Here is a 20,527-nt window from a genome sequence, read left to right as displayed (position 1 = left end):
TGTTATGGCCGCTTTCCGGGCCCGAATCCCGGTCAAAAGACATCCTGGTCAAAATACACGTCCGCGCGTGTCAGCGCGATGGCAGCTACCGCGCGCGGTCTTCCTGGATGGCGGCGAAACGCGCCAGAAAGCGCCGTTGCGCCGCCGCCGAGGGCAGCGGCGCCAGGCCGAGGCGCGGTCCCCTGGCGCGGGTGCCGCCGAAACCGCTCGGCCGGCCGAAGATGCGCCCCGCCTCCGCGTCATCGAAACCGGCAAGTTCCACCGCCTCGAAATAGGCGGCGAGCGTGTCGGCCTTCTTGGCCAGCCGCTTGACCCGCGCCGGCATCGCCGCCGGCAAGCCGACGCTCAGGTGGATCGCCCCCTGCAACCGCGCCTCGATCTCCTTGTAGTTGCCGCCCATCACCGCCTTGAACGGCGAGATCATGTCGCCGATCACATACTCCGGCGCGTCATGCAGCAGCACGGCAAGGCAGTCGTCGGGCGCGAGGTCGGGCTCCAGCCGGCGGGCGAGTTCCTCCACCAGCAGCGAATGCTCGGCGACGGAAAAGGCGTGGTCGCCGACGGTCTGTCCGTTCCAGCGGGCGACGCGGGCAAGCCCGTGGGCGATGTCCTCGATCTCCACGTCGAGCGGCGAGGGGTCAAGCAGGTTGAGCCGGCGGCCCGACAGCATGCGCTGCCAGGCACGAGGCTCGCTCTTCGGCGCGGCGCGCGCGCTCACGCGCCGCCCTCCGCCCCGGAAACCTCCGGCCAGGCGAAGCTCGCCCATTCGGGAAGCGTTGCCTCGATCGGCAGGCCGTTGCAAGTGATCTCGTCGCCCTTCGCCCGCGCCGAGGCGATGCGGTCGAGGCGCAGCAGCGCCAGCGCGCGCGTGCCCGACACGGTGCCGAGCGTGCCGGCCGGCTTGTCGCCGGCAAGGATCTCCGCGCCGCTTTCCGGCAGGTCGTCCTCGGCCGAGACCTTGACGATGCGCCGGCGCGCCGTGCCGCGGTGCTGCATCCGGCTCACCACCTCCTGGCCGACGAAGCAGCCCTTGTCGAAGGCGACGCCGCCGAGCTGGTCCATGTCGACGTCATGGGGAAAGGCCTCGCCGAGGGCAAAGTCGAAGGGCGCTTCCGGCACGCAAAAGACGACGCGGCGGGTGTGATAGGCGCTTTCAGGCGCGGCCGAGAAACCCTCGATCGCGTCCGGCGCACCCGCCTCGCCGTGGTCGAGCAGCACGCGGGTGCCCATCGCCGCAAGGCGCGGATCGGCGAAGACCACGGCCCCCGCGAGCGCTCCCGCAGCCGCTGGCGCGTCCGCGCCCCACAGCGCATGGACGGAGGTCGTGTCGCTGATATCGGTGATCTCGACCTTCGAGCGGAGCTTGTAGAACCGCAGGCGCCGGGCAAGCTCGGCAAGGCTTTGCGCGTCGCTTTCCAGCAGATAGGCGTCCTGCGCGTCGCGCGCCCGGGCGACCAGGAAGGCGAACAGGATCTTGCCCTGCGGTGTCAGCAAGGCGCCATGGCCCACGCCCGCTTCATCCACCGTGTCGAGATCATTGGTCAGCAGATTCTGCAGGAAATGGCGCGCGTCCGGGCCACAAACCCGCAGAACGCCGCGTCCGGACAGGCGAACACCCGTGCCCTCGCTCATCAAACCCTCCGCCCCGCGACAAGGCCCTCGGCCCTCATGCCGCTACGTGGAAACACCGTCCCCTGCGACATAGGCCGGATCGCCCGGCGCAACAAGGGCGGGCGTCGGATCGTCCCGCGCCGCCTGCGAAAAACACCCGCGCCGCCGTCGCCGGTTGGCGTCGCAAGAGGCTCTTGGGGAAAATGATCGAAAAAGCAGTGCTTATTCGGGGCGGATCCGGGTCTTCGGGGGCGAGATGCTGAAAATTCGACACGCTTTGTTCGGATCTCGGCGATAGGATCGCGCGTCGTTGTCCTGCGGCGTTCCGTGGCCGGCCGCCGTGGCCAGGCGGGGGCCGCGCCTGTTTGGGGCCCGTTTCGCCATGTGTCGCCTGGCTGCCTATCTCGGGACCGAAATCCCGCTTGAAAACATCATCGCAAGCCCGCGCCATTCGCTTCTCGTCCAGAGTCAGGACGCTCAGGAGGCGAAGCTGCGGGTCAATGGCGACGGCTTCGGCATCGCCTGGTACGGGCATCTGCCGGAGCCCGGGCTCTTCAAGGACGTGCTGCCCGCCTGGGCCGATACCAACCTGCCGAGCGTCTGCCGGCTGGTGCGCTCGCATCTGTTTCTCGCCCATGTGCGCGCGGCAACGACGGGTGCCTCCTCGCGCGACAACTGCCACCCCTTCGTCCACGGGCGCTGGGCCTTCATGCACAATGGCGGCATCGGCAATTTCGCGGTCCTGCGCCGCGACATGGAGGCGGTGATCGCCGACGATTATTACGCCGGCCGGCGCGGGACGACCGATTCGGAACTGGTTTTCCTCATGCTGCTGACCAACGGGCTGGAGGAGGACCCGGCCGGGGCGCTGTCGCGCACGCTGACGCAGCTTGCGGAAATCGCGGAAAAGCGCGGCACGCGGGGCGAGCCGACACGGCTCACCTGTGCCTTCAGCGACGGCACGCGCATCTTTGCCTTCAGATCCGCGGATGACGGCAGGGCTCCGACGCTTTATCTGTCGGACTGTCTGGACCACGGAGGCCGCGCTTTCGCCTCCGAGCCCCTTGAGGGGCCTTGCGACCGCTGGCGCAAGGTGGAGCCGGATGCCCTGTACGAACTCTCCGGGGCGGGCGTGACCATCAGCCCGCTTGTCCGGATCGATGCGCGAGGAACCGTGAATGCCTGACACCTACGATCTCGTCCTGAAGAACGGCACCGTCGTCAACCAGGACGGCGCCATACAACGGGACGTGGCGGTAAGGGGGGGCACGATCGTCGGCGTCGGCAGCTTCGACGCCGCGCAGGCCGGCAAGACGATCGACTGCACCGGACTGCATGTGCTACCGGGCGTGATCGACACACAGGTGCATTTCCGCGAGCCGGGCCTCGACCACAAGGAGGATCTTGAGTCGGGATCGCGCGCCGCCGTCATGGGTGGCGTCACGGCCGTCTTCGAGATGCCGAACACCAATCCGCTGACGACGAGTGCCGCGGCACTCGAGGACAAGATCGCCCGCGGCACGGACCGCATGCACTCCGACTTCGCCTTCTGGGTCGGCGGCACGCGGGAGAACGTCGACGACCTGCCCGAACTGGAGCGCCTGCCGGGCGCTGCCGGCATCAAGGTGTTCATGGGCTCCTCCACCGGCGACCTGCTGGTCGAAGATGACGCCGGCGTGGCGAGCATCCTGTCCAGGACCCGCCGGCGCGCCGCTTTCCACTCCGAGGATGAGTTCCGCCTGCGCGAGCGCATGGGCGAGCGCAAGGAGAACGATCCGCGCTCGCATCCCGTGTGGCGCGACGCCCAGGCGGCGCTGCAATGCACCGAGCGCCTTGTGCGCATCGCCCGCTCGGTGGGCGCGCGCATCCACATCCTGCATCTGTCGACGGCGGAGGAGGTCGATTTCCTGATGCCGCACAAGGATGTCGCCTCCATCGAGGTGACGCCGCACCACCTGACGCTGACCGACGAGGACTATGACCGGCTCGGAACGCTGGTGCAGATGAACCCGCCGGTGCGCGCCAAACGCCATGGCGAGAGGCTGTGGTGGGGGCTGGAGCAGGGCATCCTCGACATCTTCGGCTCCGACCATGCCCCGCACCTGCTGGAGGAAAAGCAGAAGCCCTATCCGGCCTCGCCCTCCGGCATGACCGGCGTGCAGACCCTGGTGCCGATCATGCTCGACCACGTCAACGCCGGCCGCCTCTCGCTCGCCCGCTTCGTCGACATGACCTCGGCCGGCCCGCAGCGGCTCTTCGGCATCGCCCGCAAGGGCCGCATCGCCGCCGGTTACGACGCCGATTTCACCATCGTCGACATGAAGCGCCGCGAGACCATCACCAATGACTGGATCGCCTCCAAATGCGGTTGGACGCCCTATGACGGCAAGACCGTGACGGGCTGGCCGGTCGGCACCTTCGTGCGCGGCAATCAGGTGATGTGGGAGGGCGAGCTGACCGGCCCCTCCGTCGGTCGCCCGGTGCTGTTCGACGAGGCGTTGCCGCGCGGCTGAGCGGCAGCGCGAGACTGCGCGCCGGCGGCCGGGCCGGGCTTTCGTCCAGGAGCCCTGCCGCCGGCGTTCCTTCCCTGTCCCGGGCGGATCCGCTGCGGGCCTGTCTTCCCAAAGCGAGGTCACGATGCTGGATGCTTTCCTTGCCCGCGATATCCTGCGTGCGGTCGATGACGGCTTCGAGGAGCAGATCGCCTTCACCGAAGAGCTGATCCGCTTTCCCTCGTTGCGGGGCGCGGAAAAGCCGGCACAGGACTTCATCGCCGGAGAGCTGGAAAGACGCGGCTACGCGGTCGACAGCTTCGCCATCGATCTCGACAAGATCCATGATCATCCGGGCTTCTCGCCGGTCGACGTCGACTACAGCGAGGCGGTGAACGTCGTCGCCACCCATCGGCCGCAGGTGGAGACGGGGCGCTCGCTGATCCTCAACGGACACATGGACGTGGTGCCCGAGGGGCCGCACGAGATGTGGGACGTGTCCCCGCCCTTCACGCCGAAGCGTGTCGGCGACTGGCTCCATGGGCGCGGCGGCGGCGACATGAAGGCCGGCATCGCAGCCAATCTCTTCGCCCTCGACGCGCTCCGCCGCCTCGGCCTGCAGCCGGCGGCGCGGGTGCATGTGCAAAGCGTGGTGGAGGAGGAATGCACCGGCAACGGCGCGCTCGCCTGCCTCGTCGAGGGCTATACGGCGGACGCTGCGATCATTCCCGAGCCGGTGAACGAACGGCTGGTGCGCGCCAATGTCGGGGTGCTGTGGTTCGAGGTCCATGTCGCCGGCCATCCGGTGCATGTGCGCGAGGCCGGTTCCGGCGCCAACGCCATCGAGGCGGGCTATCGGGTCATCGAGGCGCTCAAGCACCTGTGCGAGGCGTGGAACGCGGAAAAGGCGGACCACCCGCATTTCGCCGATCTCGACCACCCGATCAACTTCAACGTGGGGCGGATCGAGGGCGGCGACTGGGCCTCCTCCGTGCCGGCGTGGTGCAAGCTTTCCTGCCGGATCGCGATCTATCCCGGAGACGATCCGGCGGACCGGGCGCGGGCCATCGAGGCGCATCTGGCCTCGGCGCTCGCCGACGACGCCTTCCTCGGAAACCGTCCGCCGAAGGTCACCTGGAACGGCTTCTTCGCCCGCGGCTATGTGCTCGACGAGGGCAGCGAGGCGGAAGCGGCGCTTGCCCGGGCGCATGGGCTTGCGAGCGAGGCGGCGCTTGAGACCTTCGTGACGCCGGCCTATCTCGATGCGCGTGTCTTCGTGATCTATGCCGGCATGCCGTGCCTCGTCTATGGCCCCACCTCGGAGAGCGTGCACGGGTTCGACGAGCGCGTCAGCCTTGCCTCGATCCGCCGGGTGACGGGCGCCATCGCGCTCTTCATCGCCGAATGGTGTGGGCTCGAGCCGGTGGAGGCGCCGCAGCAGACGGCGCGCGCCGGCACCGACTGAAGGACGGGCGAGACGATGCGCGAGAAGAGCGAACCGCCGGCAATCCGCCGTGCCCTTGCCGATGATCTCGAAATCGTGCGGGGGATCACCAGCCGCGCCTATGCGGCGTGGGTGCCGGTGCTCGGCTATCCGCCGCTTCCCGTCGAGGAGGACTATGCCCCGCGCATCGCGCGCGGAGAGGTGCATCTGGCCTGCGACGGGGAGGGGGCCGCGCTCGGCCTCATCGTGATGGAGACCGATGCGCCGGACTTCGACCTGATCTACAGCGTCGCCGTCGCGCCCGAGCACGCGGGGCGTGGGCTCGGGCCGTTGATGATGACGGAGATGGAGGAGCGGGCGCGCCAGGCCGGCAAGCGCGAAATGCGGCTTTACACCAATGCGCTGATGGAGCGGAACATCGCGCTCTACACAAGGCTCGGTTACGTGGAGACGGGCCGCCGCCCCAACGCGGCGCGGCCGGGTTTCTTTCGTGTCGACATGGCCAAGGAGCTTGCGCCGGCCTGACCCTTTGCCGCGCTCAGGCGGCCGGGCTCGGCAGCGATCCGTGGCCGCCGCGACCGCCAAGCACGGCGGTCAGGTCTGCGATGCGGGCGCGGGCGGGGATCGGGCGGATGGTGAACAGGCGCGGGACGCGCGGTGTGCCGGTGTCCGAGGCCAGCGTCATCAGCGATTCGATCTGGCTGCCGACCCGGCGGTGGGTCTCCGTCTCGATGCGCACCCGCCGCCAGACATGGCGCTGGATCACGAGGTCCATGCAGGACTTGAGCTCGGGGATGAGGAACTCCAGGTCGAGCGTCGGCAGACCCAGATAGGCGCGCAGCTCGTCGAAGATGGTGCGCAGCACCGCCGCATAGGCCATCTCCTCGCTGGTCGGGCGCAGTTCGTTGATGTCGAGGCACTGGATCTGCGCTTCCTCGCGCGCCGTCTCGACGAAGGCGGACAGTTGCGCGCCGGTGAGCCGGGCGGTGCCGTCCTCAAGCGCCAGCTGCTTCATCAGCAGCGAGGCCTCGAAGATATCGAGGATGCGCCGCGACAGCAGGTGGACGAGATGGCGCAGCGCCTGCTCCTGCGGCGGGTTGCACTCCAGGAAGTTCATCTCGACGATGTCGAAGAGCCCGGCCTCGAAGGTCTCGCTCATGTTGCGGAAGCAGGGGTGCTGTTGCAGCAGCTTGTTCACGACCGGCAGGGCTTCCACCTCCACGGGACAGTCCGTCATGCGGATGTCGCCGATGTCGGTGAACAGCGAAAGCGTCTTGATGTCGGTCGTGTCAGGAGCTTTGAGCACAGCAATCTCCTTTGTCGGCCCCGGCGGGGTCGAGCGCAAATGCGTTTCTTTTCGGGTGGCCGGTCCGAAACGGGCCGTCTTGGTAAATAGATTCCGAATCGAATGCCGAGTCGCAACCTTGAAAGGCCTGACGGAGGCAAGCTTATTTCGGTGTTTTGGTAGTGTTTTGTGTGGACATGCGCGAATCGGCGACAGGGCTCCGTGCTTTCCCGCTCGGGAGATTGCGGATGCGACAGCCTGTGACTGTGATCACGGCGATGTGACGCGATCTCCGCCATATCTGGGCAAGACTAACCAGGGATTCACGGCTTCACGCTAGAGTACTCGCGAAAAGCCGGAACGAGATCGAGGATCTTTGCAGTGTTCAGGACGAAAGACAGGTCGGTGATAGTCGGTTCCACCAGCGCCCGCGTCTCCGGGGCGGTGATGGCCCTGAGCCTTGTCGCGATGCTTGCCGCCGGTCCGGCGCGCGCCCACGATGTGGCCGGCCTGAAGCCGGTGGCCGGCGAAAAGGCCGCCTCGCTGTCGGCGCCCCTGGTCGACGAGGACGCGCCGCTCCAGATCCTCGTGTCGCTGTCGGAGCAGAGGCTCGACGTCTATCGCGGCACGCGGCTGATCGAGACGACGCGCGTTTCCTCCGGCAAGGCCGGGCATGGCACGCCGACGGGCGTTTTCAGCATTCTGGAAAAGCGCCGGCGGCATTTCTCCAACATCTACGACAACGCGCCGATGCCCTACATGCAGCGGCTGACGTGGTCGGGCATTGCGCTGCATGAGGGCAGGGTGCCGAACTATCCGGCCTCGCACGGCTGCGTGCGTCTGCCGCGCGGCTTCGCCAAGAACCTTTTCGGCATGACCGAGCACGGCGGCCATGTCATCGTCACCCGCGGCCGCACCCATCCCGACGAGATCGTCAGCGCCGCGCTGCCGGGCTCAGGCTCCCGCGCGACCGAGGTGGCGAGCCTCGACGAGAGCATCGTCGGCCTGCGTCCGGGCCTGCCGGCGCCTGCCATCGCCGACAGCGAGCCGGCCACCGTCGGCGCCATCGGCAATGTCGAGCTGCAGGCGCAGCCGGGCGAGCCCTTGCGCATGCTCATCACCCGCGCGACGCCGGTGGAGCGGGTGCGCGAGATGCAGCGCCTGCTTGATCGTCTCGGCTACCGGCCCGGACCCGTCGACGGCGTCATGGGGCGCAAAACCCGCGAGGCCATTCGCCTGTTCCAGGAAGGCGCGGAGTTGCCGATTACCGGCAATCCGACGGATGTGGTGCTGAAGGCGCTCTACAAGGAGGCGGGCGAGAGCGGCCCGTCGACCGGGCGGTTGCTGGTGCGTCGCAAGTTCAAGGAAATCTACGCCGCCGGCATCACGCTGAAGGACCCGGACGCGCCGCTCGGCACCTATCTCTTCACGCTGATCGGCAAGGACAGGGGCGGCCCGCGCTGGATGGGCGTTGCCGCCGAGGAGGTCGAGGGCGTCAGCGCGGCAAGCGTGCTGGACCGGATCGAGTGGACCGCGGAGGCGCGCGCCTTCGTCGAGGGGCAGCTTGCCATCGGCTCGTCGCTGACGGTCACCGACCGGCCGTTCCGCCTGCATTCGGGCCTTGGCACCGACTTCGTCGTGATGACCCGCCAGTAAGGCGGGTCATCACGCATTCGAGCTTCGTCCGGATCAGATCCAGTCGAAGGCCTGACCGTCCCAGACGAGGACCTTGTCCTGCGGGGTGTCGAGGCCGGGAATCTCCTGGCGCGGGATCTGCTCCAGACGGCCGCGCAGCACGCGCATGACACCGCCGTGCGAGACCACGAGGGTGGGCCGCGTCACCGTCGCCAGCCAGGCGTCGATGCGGTTGGAGAGCATGGAGTAGCTCTCGCCCTCGGGCGGCACGAAGCCCCATTTGTCGGCCTTGCGGGCCGCGGTCTTGTGCGGCTGGCTCTCGGCAAGTTCCGGGATCGTGTGTCCCTCCCACGCACCGAAGGTGATTTCGCGCAGCCGGTCGTCGCGCTGGAACGAATCCTCGGCGCGGCCAAGTTCGCGGCAGACGATCTGCATCGTCTCGACGGTGCGCGACAGCGGCGAGGAAAGGAACGCGAGGTCCGCGTCGCTCATGCCGCGCCCGTCGAGGAAGCCCTTCAGGGCCTCGCCGTTGCGGCGGGCCTGCTCGCGGCCGGTGTCGTTGAGGGGAATGTCTTTCTGGCCCTGCATCCGTCCCTCCGCGTTCCAGTCGGTCTGGCCGTGGCGGATGAAGACGAGAAACGGCGGCGAGAGATGCAGGGCATCGGGGTCGTTCGTGGTCATGGCAGCTCCGGGAAGTCGGCGGACAGCCCCACGCCCGGCAGATGATGCCGGAAGCCCCCTCCCGCCTTGCGCGACATAAGAAACCGGGCGGCAGGCCGCCCGGTGCTCCTATCTGGCAGAGAATGTCTTACTCAGTCCTTGACGACCGAGATGTCCGGCGCGTCGACGGCCTTCATGCCGACGACGTGGTAGCCGCAATCCACATGCTGGATCTCGCCGGTGACGGCGCGGCTCAGGTCGGACAGCAGGAACAGGGCGGCATCGCCCACTTCCTCGATGGTGACGGTGCGGCGCAGCGGCGCGTTGTACTCGTTCCACTTGAGGATATAGCGGAAGTCGCCGATGCCGGAGGCCGCCAGCGTCTTGATCGGGCCGGCCGAAATGGCGTTGACGCGGATCGCGTTCTTGCCGAGGTCCGCGGCCAGGTAGCGCACGCTCGCCTCGAGCGCGGCCTTGGCGACGCCCATGACGTTGTAGTGCGGCATCACCTTCTCGGCGCCGTAGTAGGTCAGCGTGAGAATGGAGCCGCCCTCGCTCATCAGCTTCTCGGCGCGCTGGGCGACGGAGGTCAGCGAGTAGCAGGAGATCTGCATCGTGTGGCGGAAGTTGTCGGCGCTGGTGTCGACATAGCGGCCCGTCAGCTCGTCCTTGTCGGAGAAGGCGACGGCGTGAACGACAAAGTCGATCTTGCCCCAGGTCTCGGCCAGCTTGTCGAACACCGCGTCGATGGTCGTCTCGTCCGTCACGTCGCAATGGCCGACGACGATGGCGCCAAGCTCCTTGGCGAGCGGCTCGACCCGCTTGCGCAGCGCGTCGCCCTGATAGGTCAGCGCGATCTCCGCGCCCGAGTCCGACAATGCCTTGGCAATTCCCCAAGCGATGGACCGATTGTTGGCGACGCCCATAATAAGCCCGCGCTTCCCAGCCATCAGTCCCTGTGTCGTCGCCATGCTTCGTCTCCTGCACGCACAATCAGCTTGCGTGAATACCGACGGTATCCGCGCATGTCCCTGCCCGCGGGGCAACCGCTCCTCGCAGGGAGGGGTTCCTATGGCACAGCGCCCAAACAGCTTCAAGCCACAGAGAGAACACGGAGATTGTCGACGCTGAAGCAAAATGTGATATGCGTCGGCCCACCGCTCCACACGCCCTTCGAAACAAGACGGTGCCGCCGATGCTCGCTCCCGAGACCCTGTCCCGCTTCGCCGAAATCGTCGGTGAGGCCAATGTCCTGACCGACCCGCAGGACATGGCTCCCTTCCTGCGCGAATGGCGCGATCTCTATCAGGGGGAGACGCCGGCCGTGCTGCGCCCGGGAACGCGCGAAGAGGTCGCCGCGATCCTTGCCCACGCCGATGCGAACGGTCTCAAGATCATCCCGCAAGGCGGCAACACCGGCCTCGTCGGCGGGCAGATCCCCAATGATTCAGCACGCGAAATCGTTCTGAGCCTGGGCAGGCTGAACCGGGTGCGCGAGGTTGATGCCGAAGGCTTCTCGATGACGGTGGAGGCTGGTTGCACGCTTCAGGCGATCCATGACGCGGCCGAGGAGGCCGACCGTCTGTTCCCGCTGACGCTTGGCTCCCAGGGGTCGTGTCAGATTGGCGGAAACATCTCCACCAACGCCGGTGGCACCGCCGTTCTGGCCTATGGCAACACCCGCGATCTCGTGCTGGGGCTCGAGGTGGTGATGGCCGACGGGCGGGTTCTCGACGGGCTCAGGAGCCTTCGCAAGGACAATACCGGTTACGATCTGAAACAATTGTTTATCGGTGCGGAAGGGACGCTTGGCATCGTCACGGCCGCCGTCATCAAGCTGTTCCCGCGTCCGCGTGCACAAGATGTCGCCTTTATCGGGCTTGAGTCGCCGCATGAGGCGTTGAAGCTCTTCGCGGCCGCCCGCGCCCGCGCCGGCGGCATGCTCACCGGCTTCGAGCTGATGCCGCGCGTCGGCCTCGAATTCACGCTGCGCCACCTGCAGGGCGCGCGCGATCCGCTCGCCGAGGCGCACCCCTGGTATGTGCTGATGGAACTGTCTTCCGGTACCGAGACGGAAGACGGAGAAAACCCGACCCGGGCGCTGATGGAGACGATCCTCGGCGAGGCCTTCGAGGCCGGCCTCGTTGCCGACGCCGCGCTTGCCGAATCGAATGCCCAGGCCGCCGCCTTCTGGCACCTGCGCCACGGCATGTCGGAAGTGCAGCGCGAGGAAGGCGGCTCGATCAAGCATGACGTCTCCGTGCCTGTCGCCAGCGTGCCCCGGTTCCTCGACGAGGCCATCGCCGCGGTGGAGAAGATGGTGCCCGGCTGCCGTCCGGTGCCCTTCGGCCACATGGGCGACGGCAACATCCATTTCAACGTCAGCCAGCCGGTCGGCGCCGACAAGGCCGCCTATCTGGCGCGCTGGGACGAGATGAACGAAATCGTCCATGCCATCGTCGGCAGGTTCGCCGGTTCGGTCTCGGCCGAGCACGGCATCGGCCGCCTCAAGCGCGATCTGCTCGCCGAAGTGAAGAGCCCGCTCGAGCTGGAACTGATGAAGCGCGTCAAGGCCGCCTTCGATCCGAATTGCACGCTCAATCCGGGCCGGGTGCTCTGACGCCGGCGTGTTGCCGGCCCCTCTTCAGAAGAGATCGAGCTGATCGCCGCCGGGGGCCCCGCCTCCGGCGGTCTTGCGTTTGCGCGGGGCCGGCTCGGGGGCCGCGACCTCCGGCTCCGCCTCGCGGATGAGACCTGGATCGTCGGCCCGCGCCGCGTTGACGCGCGTGTCGACCGGGATCGCCTCAAGGAAATCGTCGGGCAGGGGGCGCAGCAGCGCCCTGACCTCCTTCGCCGATGCGTTCTTCACGTCGAGCCACAGGTCGAAATGCTCGGGCCGGATCACCGCCGGCATGCGGTTGTGCACGCCCGAAAGCGCGTGGTTCGCCGGCACGGTCAGAAGCGCGCCGGTGTCGATCACGCCGCCGTCCGGATCGCACCAGTCCTCCCACAGTCCGGCAAGGGCGAGGATCCCGCCGTCGCGCGGCCGGATCCAGTAGGGCACCTTCTGGCCGGTGTCGGGACGGTACCATTCATAGTAGCCGCTGGCCGGCACGAGACAGCGGCGGTGGCGCATGGCGGCGCGGAACGAGGGCTTCTGCGCCGCCGTCTCGGCGCGGGCGTTGACAAGCAGCGACAAGGCGGCCGGATCCTTGGCCCAGCCCGGCACCAGACCCCAGCGCACGAGCCGGAAGCGCCGCGCGCCTTCTTCCAGGCGAACCGTGGCGATCGGCTGGGTCGGGGCGATGTTGTAGCGCGGCGGGAAGTCAGGCTCATCCGCATAGCCGAACAGATTTCGAACTTCCGCCGGCGGCGCCGCCAGAACGAAGCGTCCGCACATGATGCCTCTCCATTTTCAGGAAGCGCCGCGGCGCATTCGGAACCCGCTCTCAACATTAGCTAATTCGAAACCGGATAACATTTATACTCCCTGCAAACAGAACTGAAGAGGCGGAATAGATGACCGTTGAGGATCTGACATTGGGGAAAGGGCGGTTGTCGGCAGACAAGCTCGCCGCGGCCAATATCAATCCGCGCACCGGTCTGGCAACCGATTACCTCAACCATTTCAACGAAGTCGTGATGATGCTCGAAATGCTTCCGGCAATGCCGGAATGCGCCGAAGACGTTCTTGAATGGGCTCCTGCGAATTACGAGCAGCATTTCGAGGCTTCCAGTTTCGCCGAGAAGAAACTCGCCATCGAGGCGTTTCGCGCCGCCCCGGAGCAGGTGCGCCGGGCGTTGCGCGACGTGGTTGCGACGCTCGACACCGCCGTCTGCGAGAAGCAGGGCCGCATCCGCGAGAGCGACGACATCACCGCCATCAGCGAGATGCTTGCCCGCGAGACCGTGGAGGAGGTGCGCCCGCTGATCGCCGCCGCCGGCGCCATCATTCATGGCGAGCCGGTCGCCAGCGAGGCGGAAGACACCGATTCGCAGGCCGAGATCGACGCGCTCTTCGCCTGAACCGCGTGCTGGCGAGCCGCCTGCTTGCGCACGCGCGCGCCGCATGTCACGACTTTTCCCCATGTCCAGCGCGCCAGATATCGTCCCCGTTCCCCTGCCACGCCTCGGTGTCAGCGTTCTGCTCGAGGACGCAGGCCGCGTGCTGCTGGTGAAACGTGGCAAGGAGCCGTATCTCGGCCACTGGAGCCTGCCGGGCGGCAGCGTCGAATACGGCGAGATGCTGGTCGAGGCGGCGGCGCGCGAGCTGCGTGAGGAAACCGGCCTGGGCGCGCGGATCGAGGCGCAGCCTGCCGAACTCGTCGAGCTCGTCTCGCCGCCATCGGGGATGAAGCCTGGCACGCATTTCGTCATCGCGGTGTTTCGCGCCAGCGCGCCGCAGGGCGCTCTGGTGGCCGGTGACGACGCGGCCGAGGCGGCCTTCGTCGCTCCCGATGCGCTCGATGCGCAGGCGATGACGCCGGGCACCGCCGCCCGTATCCGGCGCCTGCTTGGCATCGAAACCGCGTGAGGGTGCGCGGGTCGCGGCGCGCGGCAGTCACGGCGCGCTTGCGCAAGCCGGCCCGCCGACGCATCTTCTGCGCCATGATCGCCGTTGCCGTGAAAACCCCGTCCGCGATTGCCCGACGCCGTGCGCAGGCCTGCCTTCTTTCGGCGGTTCTTGCCGTGGCGCTCATTGTGGCTTCCGCCGCCGGCGTTCGCGCGCAGGATCCCGTGCGGCCCGACGATCCGCCCTATGAGACGGAGCTGATGCGCCTGGCGGAGATCCTCGGTGCGCTGCACTACCTGCGCCCGCTGTGCGGTGCGCCGGACGGCAGCCTGTGGCGCGACCAGATGCAGGCGCTGCTTGATGCGGAGGTGCAGGACGGCGACCGCAAGCGGCGCTTCATCGAGCGCTTCAACCAGGGCTATCGCGGGTATTCCTCGGTCTACCGGCGCTGCACGCCTGCGGCCGAAACCGCGCTTTCGCGGTATGTCGAGGAGGGCGGCGCGCTCATTCGCAATGTGACGACGCGCTACAACAGGTGACGCGGCGGGCCTCTCGGTTGTTAACCATATAATTTAAATTTTGGGGTGAACTTTAAGGTTTTCTTTACGCTCGCGGCGCGACTCACGCAAACTGTCCCGATCAGCCAATCAAGATCAATCGAAAGCGGCGCGAGAATGCGGGACACCGACCAAAGCGATATCGAGTTCGAGGACGTGCCTGTCACGGATCAGGAGATCCGCCAGATGGCGCTCGGCTACATCGACACGGCCTTTGCCGAGGCCGTTGCCGACGGCATCGATTCGGCCGCTGTCGCTCATGCCGCCCTGTTCACCGCCCTGGCCGACCTCGTCGCCTCCTTCGGAGAGGAAGCGGTTGCCGAGCTGGTCGAGAGCTTTCCCGACCGGGTGCGCCGGGGCGACTACACGGTGATGCGCCAGTTTCACTGAACGGCCGGCTTCACTTCACTGAACGACCGGGGCGCGCTCAGCTCCAGGCGGCATAGGCCAGATGGGCGAAGATGCCCAGGCCGAAGGCGACCAGCGCCAGACCGGAAATCCTGTTCATCCAGTCCAGCCAGGCGTCGGTCATGCGTCCGCGCAGATGCGAGACCGTCGCCGAGACCAACACCCACCAGCCCAGCGCGCCGGAAACCACGCCGGCGACCATGAAGGCGGCGCCGGTGTAATCGCCCGGGTCGGGCGCCCATTTCCCGAGACTGCCGAAGATCGCGAGAAAGCCCAGCACCACGCCGGGATTGGTGATGGTGATGGCGAAGCAGGTGAAGAAGGCGGAAATCATGCCCGTCTGCTTGCCCGGGGCGTCGGCGCTGAGATGGGGATGCGAGCGCAGCACCCGCACACCGAAGCCAATCAGCAGCAGCGCGCCGACGAACTGGATGATGTCGCTGTTGGCCTCGACGAATTCCGACACCGCCGTGATGCCGAAGGCGGCGAAGCTCGCGTAGACGCCATCGGCAAGAACCGCGCCGAGGCCGGCCAGCAGGCCCGGCACGAAGCCGTGGCGCAGAGCCCGCTCAACCGCGGCGATGTTGACCGGCCCGACCGGTGCGCTCGTCGCCAGGCCGATCGCCATGCCGATGAAAAAAAACAATGGTTCCGGCAAACGCGCTCGCTCTCCGGCCGTCAGGCCCTGCCCGGTGCGATTTCCCCTTCGGGATACCGCCGCTCCCTCGTGCCCCGGCTTCCAGCCCCGCCGGTGCGGCTCCTCTCCCTTTAGACAATGCGGCGGACTTGCTCAACCGCGCTTGGACACAACCGCGTACGGGCGGGCCGGTTGAGATCCATGCCTTTTCTCCGGCCCCGGCGGTGGTATAGGCTCTCGCCGACCGACGTCCGCCGGACGGTTGTCCCTTCTTGCCGCAGGACCGAGCCCCCCGATGAAATCCGCCTTTGCCGCAGCATTCCTTGCCCTTTTCGCGACCGCGCCAGGCCTTGCCGCCACGGTCAGCACCGAGCGCATCCAGGTCGCTCCGCCGGAGGTCGACCAGCCGGCCGGGATTCCGGACGGACTGGAGCCGGAGGCCGGAACCGCACCCTCCGACATGTCCGCGCCGCTTCCCGTCAATCTCCCTGAAATCCACTATGGCGACGCCGAGTTGCCAAAGCCGGTGGCGCGAATGCGCGACCAGTTGCTCAAGGCGGCCAAGGCCGGCGATCTGGAGCAGCTTCGGATGGTGCTCGAGGGCAACGAGATGATGCCGACGCTGACCTTCGGGGAAATGGACGACCCGATCGCCTATCTCAAGGAGGCCTCGGGCGATGGCGAGGGTCTGGAGATCCTGGCGATTTTGTCGGAGATCATGGAGGCTGGATATGTTCACGCCGACGCGGGCAGCGCGCAGGAAATGTACATCTGGCCCTATTTCGCCCGCTATCCGCTGGCGCGCCTGTCGCCGGAGCAGAAGGTCGAGATGTTCCGCATCGTCACGTCCGGCGACTACGCCGACATGGCGATTACCGGCACATGGACGTTCTACCGCGTCGGCATCGGCCCGGATGGGACGCTGCACTATTTCGTCGCCGGTGACTGAAACGCAAAGGCATGAGGGCAGCCGGCGGGAGGGCCCGCCGGCCGTCGGTCAGTTGTCGAGAATCTGCACGTCGGTGAGCGTGCGTCCGCCGCTGTCCTCGTCAAAGAACACGAGCACCTTCATGCCGGGCTTCAGGTCGTCGATGAAGAAGTCGACCGGAATCAGGTAGGAGGCGCCGTCCGACAGGACCAGCGAGGATGTGTCCGGCTTGATGTCCACGATCGTGGCCTCGGTTTCGCCGGCAAGCGCTGCGGAAAGTGTTGCGCCGAGCACCACGAGGGTTGCAAGAGCGGTCTGAAGAAAGCGTGTCATTGCGGTCTCCGTGGGGCCGTCGTTCAAGCGGCGGCACTGGATCGAAGCGGAACCGTCGTGTTGCGTCAAGTCTCTGGAACGGCTCCGGTTCGGAACTGCGCCTGTCACGAAAGCGTGTGGCTGGCTCTTTCGCAAAACCGCGGGCAGTCTGTGCCCGTAGAGGGGAGCAGACAGCCGGCGCGTCTCGCCATGACGATGCGCAGGGGCGGTTGGATAGAGCGCAAGGATGGCGTTTCGATGGCGCAGGCGATGACAGGAAGCGGGGAATTCTACGCCACATTGACGGCGTTCACGGAGTTCGCGCGCGTCGGCGAGGCGGACGCCTTCCAGCCGCTGCCGGACGACTGGGTGCTGCTGGCCGCCGACATCGTGCGCTCTCGCGATGCCCTTGCCGAAGGGCGCTACAAGACGGTGAACATGATCGCCGCGAGTGTCGTTGCCGCCGTGCTCAATGCGGCCGGGCGCGCCGAGCTTCCTTTCGTCTTTGGAGGCGACGGCGCGCTTGCCGCAGTCCCCCCGCAACACGCTGAAAAGGCGTCACGCGCGCTTGCCGGCGTGCGCGCCATGGCGAAGGCGGTCTGCGGGCTCGACTTGCGCGTCGCCGCGATCCCGGTCGCCGACATCCGTGCCCTGGGCCACGATCTGCGGGTCGCCAAGTTCGAGCTGAGCCCCGGCAACAATCTGGCGATGTTCTCCGGCGGCGGCATCGAATGCGGCGAGGCCATCCTCAAGGACCCGCAACGGATCATCCCTTACCGCATTGCGGAGACCAAGGCGCGCGACGCGGCCGATCTCGACGGGCTGTCCTGCCGCTGGGAACCGCTGCCGGCCGAGCACGGCTGCATGGTGACACTGCTGCTGCGCCCGCGCGATGGCCGGCCGGAGGAGCTGCGCGCCGTTCTCGCCGATCTCGACGGCGCGCTCGGCTTCGACCTCGCCGCGCGCAGTCCGAAGGTCGCGCCCGCCCGGCGCAGCAACCTGCGCTTCCGCTTTCCTCCCTCCGGGCTGATGGCGGAGGTGCGCATGGTCGGCTGGGGGCGCGGCATGGCGCGCACGCTGCTGCGCGGGCTCGCCGCCTCGGTGGCCTTCGTCTATGCCACCGCGAGCGGCCGCCGGCTCGGGTCCTTCGACGCGTCCAGTTATCTCGACGACGTTGTCGTCAATACGGACTTTCGCAAGTTCGACGATACGCTGCGCCTCGTGCTCGATGTGACCGGGACGCAGGTCAGCGCGCTCGCAGCCTATCTGGACGAGGCCTCGCGGGAGGGGCGCATCGCCTATGGCATGCATGTCTCCGATGCGGCGTTGATGACCTGCCTCGTCTTCGGTCTCGACCGGTCGAGCCATGTGCATTTCGTCGACGGCAACGACGGCGGCTTCACCCGCGCGGCGTTGGACCTGGAGGCGCGGCTCGAGCGGGAGAAGGGGCACGCCTGACCTCCGTGCGTCGCGACGACCGGCTTTCATTTTTGCCGCTCACCGCCTAGAAGACCGGAATGGGGATCTTGTCCCCGGTCCCTTCATGCGTTTCTCCGGGTCTTGTCGATGTCGCACAACACTTTTGGCCACATGTTCCGCGTCACCACCTGGGGCGAGAGCCACGGGCCAGCGCTTGGCTGTGTCGTCGACGGATGCCCGCCGCTGATCCCGATCACGGCGGAGGAGATCCAGGCGTTTCTCGACAAGCGCAAGCCCGGCCAGTCCAAATACACCACCCAGCGGCGCGAGGCCGACGAGGTGCGCATCCTCTCCGGCGTGATGGTCGACGACGCGGGCGTCCAGCGCACCACCGGCACGCCGATCTCGCTGATGATCGAGAACACCGACCAGCGCTCCAAGGACTATTCCGAGATCAAGGAGAGCTTCCGTCCCGGGCACGCCGACTACACCTATGACGCCAAATACGGCATCCGCGACTATCGCGGCGGTGGTCGCTCCTCGGCGCGCGAGACGGCGGCGCGGGTCGCTGCGGGCGCCATCGCGCGCAAGGTGATCGCCGGCATCACCATTCGCGGCGCGCTGGTGCAGATCGGCCCGCACAAGGTCGACCGCACCCGCTGGGACTGGGACGAGATCGGCAACAATCCGTTCTTTTGCCCGGACGCGACGACGGCGGCGCGCTGGTCGGAGTATCTCGACGTTATCCGCAAGGAAGGCTCCTCCGTCGGCGCCGTGGTCGAGGTTGTCGCCGAAGGCGTGCCCGCCGGCCTCGGTGCGCCGCTCTATGGCAAGCTCGACCAGGACATCGCCAGCGCGCTGATGTCGATCAACGCGGTCAAGGGTGTGGAGATCGGCAACGGCTTCGAGGCGGCGGAACTGACCGGCGAGGAGAACGCCGACGAGATGCGCAAGGGGGAGGGCGGTCGGCCCGTTTTCCTGTCCAACAACGCCGGCGGCGTGCTCGGCGGCATTTCCTCCGGTGAGCCGGTGGTCGCCCGCTTCGCCGTCAAGCCGACGTCCTCGATCCTCACGCCGCGCCGCTCGGTGACGCGCGCCGGCGAGGAGGTGGACCTGCGCACCAAGGGGCGCCACGATCCCTGCGTCGGCATCCGTGCCGTGCCGGTGGGCGAGGCCATGCTCGCCTGCGTGCTGGCCGATCACGTCCTGCGCCATCGCGGCCAGGTTGGCTGATATTCAGTATCGCTGAAATTCTGATCCTTTTTCATTGCCGGTGAAGGTGCCGTCGGCTAGCATATCGCCATGCGTCTCGATGAGTGGCTTCAACAGAAGAAGGAAACGCGGTCGGCATTCGCCCGTCGCGCCGGCATGTCGCCGGCGGCGGTGACCGCGCTTTGCAACGATCCCGGCGTCTGGGTGTCGCGCGACAGCGCGGAACGGATCGCCGCCGCGACCGGCGGCGCCGTCACACCCAACGACCTGCTCGGCCTGAAAGGACCCAAGGAATTGGACATGTCCCAGTCCCGTGTCGCGGAGGCCATTCGTGCCTTCGAACGTGGTGAAATGCTCGTTGTCACTGATGACGACGACCGCGAGAACGAGGGCGACCTGATCGTCGCCGCCTCCCTGATCAAGCCGGAACAGATGGCGTTCATGATCCGCCACACCTCCGGCATCGTCTGCGCGCCGATGACGCGCGACACGGCGCGTCGCCTGCGGCTCGACCCGATGGTCGCCGACAATGACGCGCCGCTGTCGACCGCCTTCACCATTTCCGTCGACTATCGCCACGGTCTGACCACCGGCATCTCGGGCGAGGAGCGCTGCGCCACCGTGCGTGGGCTCGCCAACCCGAACGCCGGGGCGGCCGATTTTGCCCGTCCGGGCCACGTCTTCCCGCTGGTCGCCCGTGAGGGCGGCGTGCTGATCCGCTCCGGTCACACCGAGGCGGCGGTCGACCTTTGCCGGCTCGCCGGACTGCCGGAGGTCGGCGTGATCTCCGAGCTGGTCAACGACGACGGCACCGTGAAGCGCGGCAAGCAGGTGGCGGAATTCGCCGCCGAGAACAATCTCAAGATGGTGTCGGTCGCCGATCTCATCGCCTGGCGCCAGCGCATGGAGCGGCTGGTCGAGCGTATCAGCGAGCAGCCGGTGGAAACCGTCGCCGGCCCCGCCTATGCGGTTACCTACGCCACTCCCTATGACCCGATGCACCATGTCGCCATCGTCTTTGGCGACATTCTGGACGGCCGCAACGTGCCGGTGCGTCTGCAGCTTGAATCCGTCCTCGACGACGTCTTCGGCGAAACGCGGGTTCTCGACGACGTGATGCGCGATTTCTCCGCCCGCGGACGGGGCGTCATCGTCTACCTGCGCGAGGGATCGGTCGGCGTCGCGCGGCAGACGCGCCGCGCCCGCGGCGATCTCGCCGCCGCCGAGGTCGAGGAGCATCATTCCGCCCAGGCGCGCGAGGAGCAGTGGCGCGAGATCGGCATCGGAGCGCAGATCCTCAAGGACCTTGGCGTCAACTCGATCACGCTGCTCGCGTCCCGCCAGCGCCGTTATGTCGGCCTGGAAGGATTCGGCATCGACATCGAGAAGACCGAGATCCGCGAGGGGTAAGCCG

At 67.3% G+C, this 20,527-nt stretch carries 22 protein-coding genes; 14 read left to right on the top strand and 8 right to left on the bottom strand.

The window, feature by feature from the left end; translation table 11 throughout:
* Positions 1-85 precede the first annotated feature (85 nt).
* Together ACSLUQ_RS11160 and ygfZ are read right to left on the bottom strand one after the other, a co-directional pair.
* Positions 86-718, bottom strand: coding sequence for a YfbR-like 5'-deoxynucleotidase (locus ACSLUQ_RS11160; protein ID WP_417772457.1), 633 nt, complete (start codon positions 716-718; stop codon positions 86-88).
* Entirely contained in the window at positions 715-1,632 is a 918-nt protein-coding gene (ygfZ, locus tag ACSLUQ_RS11155; protein ID WP_461808573.1) for a CAF17-like 4Fe-4S cluster assembly/insertion protein YgfZ, read from the bottom strand. The genes ACSLUQ_RS11160 and ygfZ overlap by 4 nt, the downstream gene beginning before the upstream one ends.
* Positions 1,633-1,993: 361 nt before the next feature.
* Between ygfZ and ACSLUQ_RS11150 the strand changes: the two genes are divergently transcribed.
* From ACSLUQ_RS11150 to ACSLUQ_RS11135, 4 genes are all read left to right on the top strand, one after another.
* On the top strand, positions 1,994-2,797 hold the full coding sequence (locus ACSLUQ_RS11150) for a class II glutamine amidotransferase (RefSeq protein WP_417772459.1): 804 nt from the start codon (positions 1,994-1,996) through the stop codon (positions 2,795-2,797).
* Complete coding sequence (locus ACSLUQ_RS11145) at positions 2,790-4,124, top strand: dihydroorotase (protein WP_461808572.1); 1,335 nt, start codon at positions 2,790-2,792, stop codon at positions 4,122-4,124. Before ACSLUQ_RS11150 ends, ACSLUQ_RS11145 begins: the two co-directional genes overlap by 8 nt.
* A gap of 124 nt (positions 4,125-4,248) precedes the next feature.
* Complete coding sequence (locus ACSLUQ_RS11140; RefSeq protein ID WP_461808571.1) at positions 4,249-5,568, top strand: ArgE/DapE family deacylase; 1,320 nt, start codon at positions 4,249-4,251, stop codon at positions 5,566-5,568.
* 15 nt (positions 5,569-5,583) lie between these two features.
* On the top strand, positions 5,584-6,072 hold the full coding sequence (locus ACSLUQ_RS11135; RefSeq protein WP_461808570.1) for a GNAT family N-acetyltransferase: 489 nt from the start codon (positions 5,584-5,586) through the stop codon (positions 6,070-6,072).
* 13 nt (positions 6,073-6,085) lie between these two features.
* On the opposite strand, the gene ACSLUQ_RS11130 is transcribed toward ACSLUQ_RS11135, so the two are convergent.
* Complete coding sequence (locus tag ACSLUQ_RS11130; RefSeq protein WP_417772463.1) at positions 6,086-6,853, bottom strand: hypothetical protein; 768 nt, start codon at positions 6,851-6,853, stop codon at positions 6,086-6,088.
* A 360-nt stretch (positions 6,854-7,213) separates the two neighbouring features.
* Here ACSLUQ_RS11130 and ACSLUQ_RS11125 point away from each other — a divergent pair, with 360 nt between their 5' ends.
* The gene (locus tag ACSLUQ_RS11125; protein ID WP_461808569.1) at positions 7,214-8,488 is read left to right on the top strand and encodes a L,D-transpeptidase family protein; all 1,275 of its coding nucleotides are present in this window, start codon (positions 7,214-7,216) and stop codon (positions 8,486-8,488) included.
* A 33-nt stretch (positions 8,489-8,521) separates the two neighbouring features.
* On the opposite strand, the gene ACSLUQ_RS11120 is transcribed toward ACSLUQ_RS11125, so the two are convergent.
* Together ACSLUQ_RS11120 and fabI are read right to left on the bottom strand one after the other, a co-directional pair.
* Positions 8,522-9,148, bottom strand: coding sequence for a histidine phosphatase family protein (locus ACSLUQ_RS11120; protein WP_417772465.1), 627 nt, complete (start codon positions 9,146-9,148; stop codon positions 8,522-8,524).
* A 131-nt stretch (positions 9,149-9,279) separates the two neighbouring features.
* On the bottom strand, positions 9,280-10,098 hold the full coding sequence (gene fabI, locus ACSLUQ_RS11115) for an enoyl-ACP reductase FabI (RefSeq protein ID WP_417772466.1): 819 nt from the start codon (positions 10,096-10,098) through the stop codon (positions 9,280-9,282).
* Positions 10,099-10,322: 224 nt separating this feature from the next.
* Here fabI and ACSLUQ_RS11110 point away from each other — a divergent pair, with 224 nt between their 5' ends.
* Positions 10,323-11,747, top strand: coding sequence for an FAD-binding oxidoreductase (locus tag ACSLUQ_RS11110; protein ID WP_461808568.1), 1,425 nt, complete (start codon positions 10,323-10,325; stop codon positions 11,745-11,747).
* 24 nt (positions 11,748-11,771) lie between these two features.
* On the opposite strand, the gene ACSLUQ_RS11105 is transcribed toward ACSLUQ_RS11110, so the two are convergent.
* The gene (locus ACSLUQ_RS11105; protein ID WP_461808567.1) at positions 11,772-12,527 is read right to left on the bottom strand and encodes an SOS response-associated peptidase; all 756 of its coding nucleotides are present in this window, start codon (positions 12,525-12,527) and stop codon (positions 11,772-11,774) included.
* A 119-nt stretch (positions 12,528-12,646) separates the two neighbouring features.
* Between ACSLUQ_RS11105 and ACSLUQ_RS11100 the strand changes: the two genes are divergently transcribed.
* The 4 genes from ACSLUQ_RS11100 (at position 12,647) to ACSLUQ_RS11085 (ending at position 14,587) form a co-directional block, all read left to right on the top strand.
* Positions 12,647-13,153 (top strand): hypothetical protein, encoded by a 507-nt coding sequence (locus ACSLUQ_RS11100; protein WP_417772469.1) that lies wholly within the window; start codon positions 12,647-12,649, stop codon positions 13,151-13,153.
* Between the two features lie 61 nt (positions 13,154-13,214).
* Positions 13,215-13,661, top strand: a complete 447-nt coding sequence (locus ACSLUQ_RS11095; protein ID WP_461808566.1) for an NUDIX hydrolase — start codon at positions 13,215-13,217, stop codon at positions 13,659-13,661.
* Positions 13,662-13,750: 89 nt separating this feature from the next.
* On the top strand, positions 13,751-14,179 hold the full coding sequence (locus ACSLUQ_RS11090; RefSeq protein ID WP_461808565.1) for a TIGR02301 family protein: 429 nt from the start codon (positions 13,751-13,753) through the stop codon (positions 14,177-14,179).
* 135 nt (positions 14,180-14,314) lie between these two features.
* On the top strand, positions 14,315-14,587 hold the full coding sequence (locus ACSLUQ_RS11085) for a hypothetical protein (protein ID WP_417772472.1): 273 nt from the start codon (positions 14,315-14,317) through the stop codon (positions 14,585-14,587).
* Between the two features lie 37 nt (positions 14,588-14,624).
* Here ACSLUQ_RS11085 and ACSLUQ_RS11080 read toward each other — a convergent pair whose 3' ends face one another.
* Entirely contained in the window at positions 14,625-15,251 is a 627-nt protein-coding gene (locus ACSLUQ_RS11080) for a LysE family translocator (RefSeq protein WP_417772473.1), read from the bottom strand.
* Positions 15,252-15,537: 286 nt separating this feature from the next.
* Here ACSLUQ_RS11080 and ACSLUQ_RS11075 point away from each other — a divergent pair, with 286 nt between their 5' ends.
* Positions 15,538-16,191: a hypothetical protein gene (locus ACSLUQ_RS11075; protein ID WP_417772474.1), complete on the top strand. Its 654-nt coding sequence runs from the start codon at positions 15,538-15,540 to the stop codon at positions 16,189-16,191.
* 48 nt (positions 16,192-16,239) lie between these two features.
* Here ACSLUQ_RS11075 and ACSLUQ_RS11070 read toward each other — a convergent pair whose 3' ends face one another.
* Positions 16,240-16,503, bottom strand: a complete 264-nt coding sequence (locus tag ACSLUQ_RS11070; RefSeq protein WP_417772475.1) for a DUF1344 domain-containing protein — start codon at positions 16,501-16,503, stop codon at positions 16,240-16,242.
* A 189-nt stretch (positions 16,504-16,692) separates the two neighbouring features.
* Here ACSLUQ_RS11070 and ACSLUQ_RS11065 point away from each other — a divergent pair, with 189 nt between their 5' ends.
* The 3 genes from ACSLUQ_RS11065 to ribB all read left to right on the top strand — a co-directional run bounded on the left by ACSLUQ_RS11065 (position 16,693) and on the right by ribB (position 20,523).
* Entirely contained in the window at positions 16,693-17,940 is a 1,248-nt protein-coding gene (locus tag ACSLUQ_RS11065) for a DUF3095 domain-containing protein (RefSeq protein WP_461808564.1), read from the top strand.
* A gap of 108 nt (positions 17,941-18,048) precedes the next feature.
* Positions 18,049-19,134: a chorismate synthase gene (gene aroC, locus ACSLUQ_RS11060; protein WP_417772477.1), complete on the top strand. Its 1,086-nt coding sequence runs from the start codon at positions 18,049-18,051 to the stop codon at positions 19,132-19,134.
* Positions 19,135-19,203: 69 nt separating this feature from the next.
* On the top strand, positions 19,204-20,523 hold the full coding sequence (ribB, locus tag ACSLUQ_RS11055) for a 3,4-dihydroxy-2-butanone-4-phosphate synthase (protein WP_417772478.1): 1,320 nt from the start codon (positions 19,204-19,206) through the stop codon (positions 20,521-20,523).
* Positions 20,524-20,527 lie beyond the last annotated feature (4 nt).

The sequence above is a fragment of the Stappia sp. ICDLI1TA098 genome (assembly GCF_054880955.1).
Note: the sequence above shows the minus strand (reverse complement) of the source record. Positions and strands in the feature narration are given on the sequence as shown.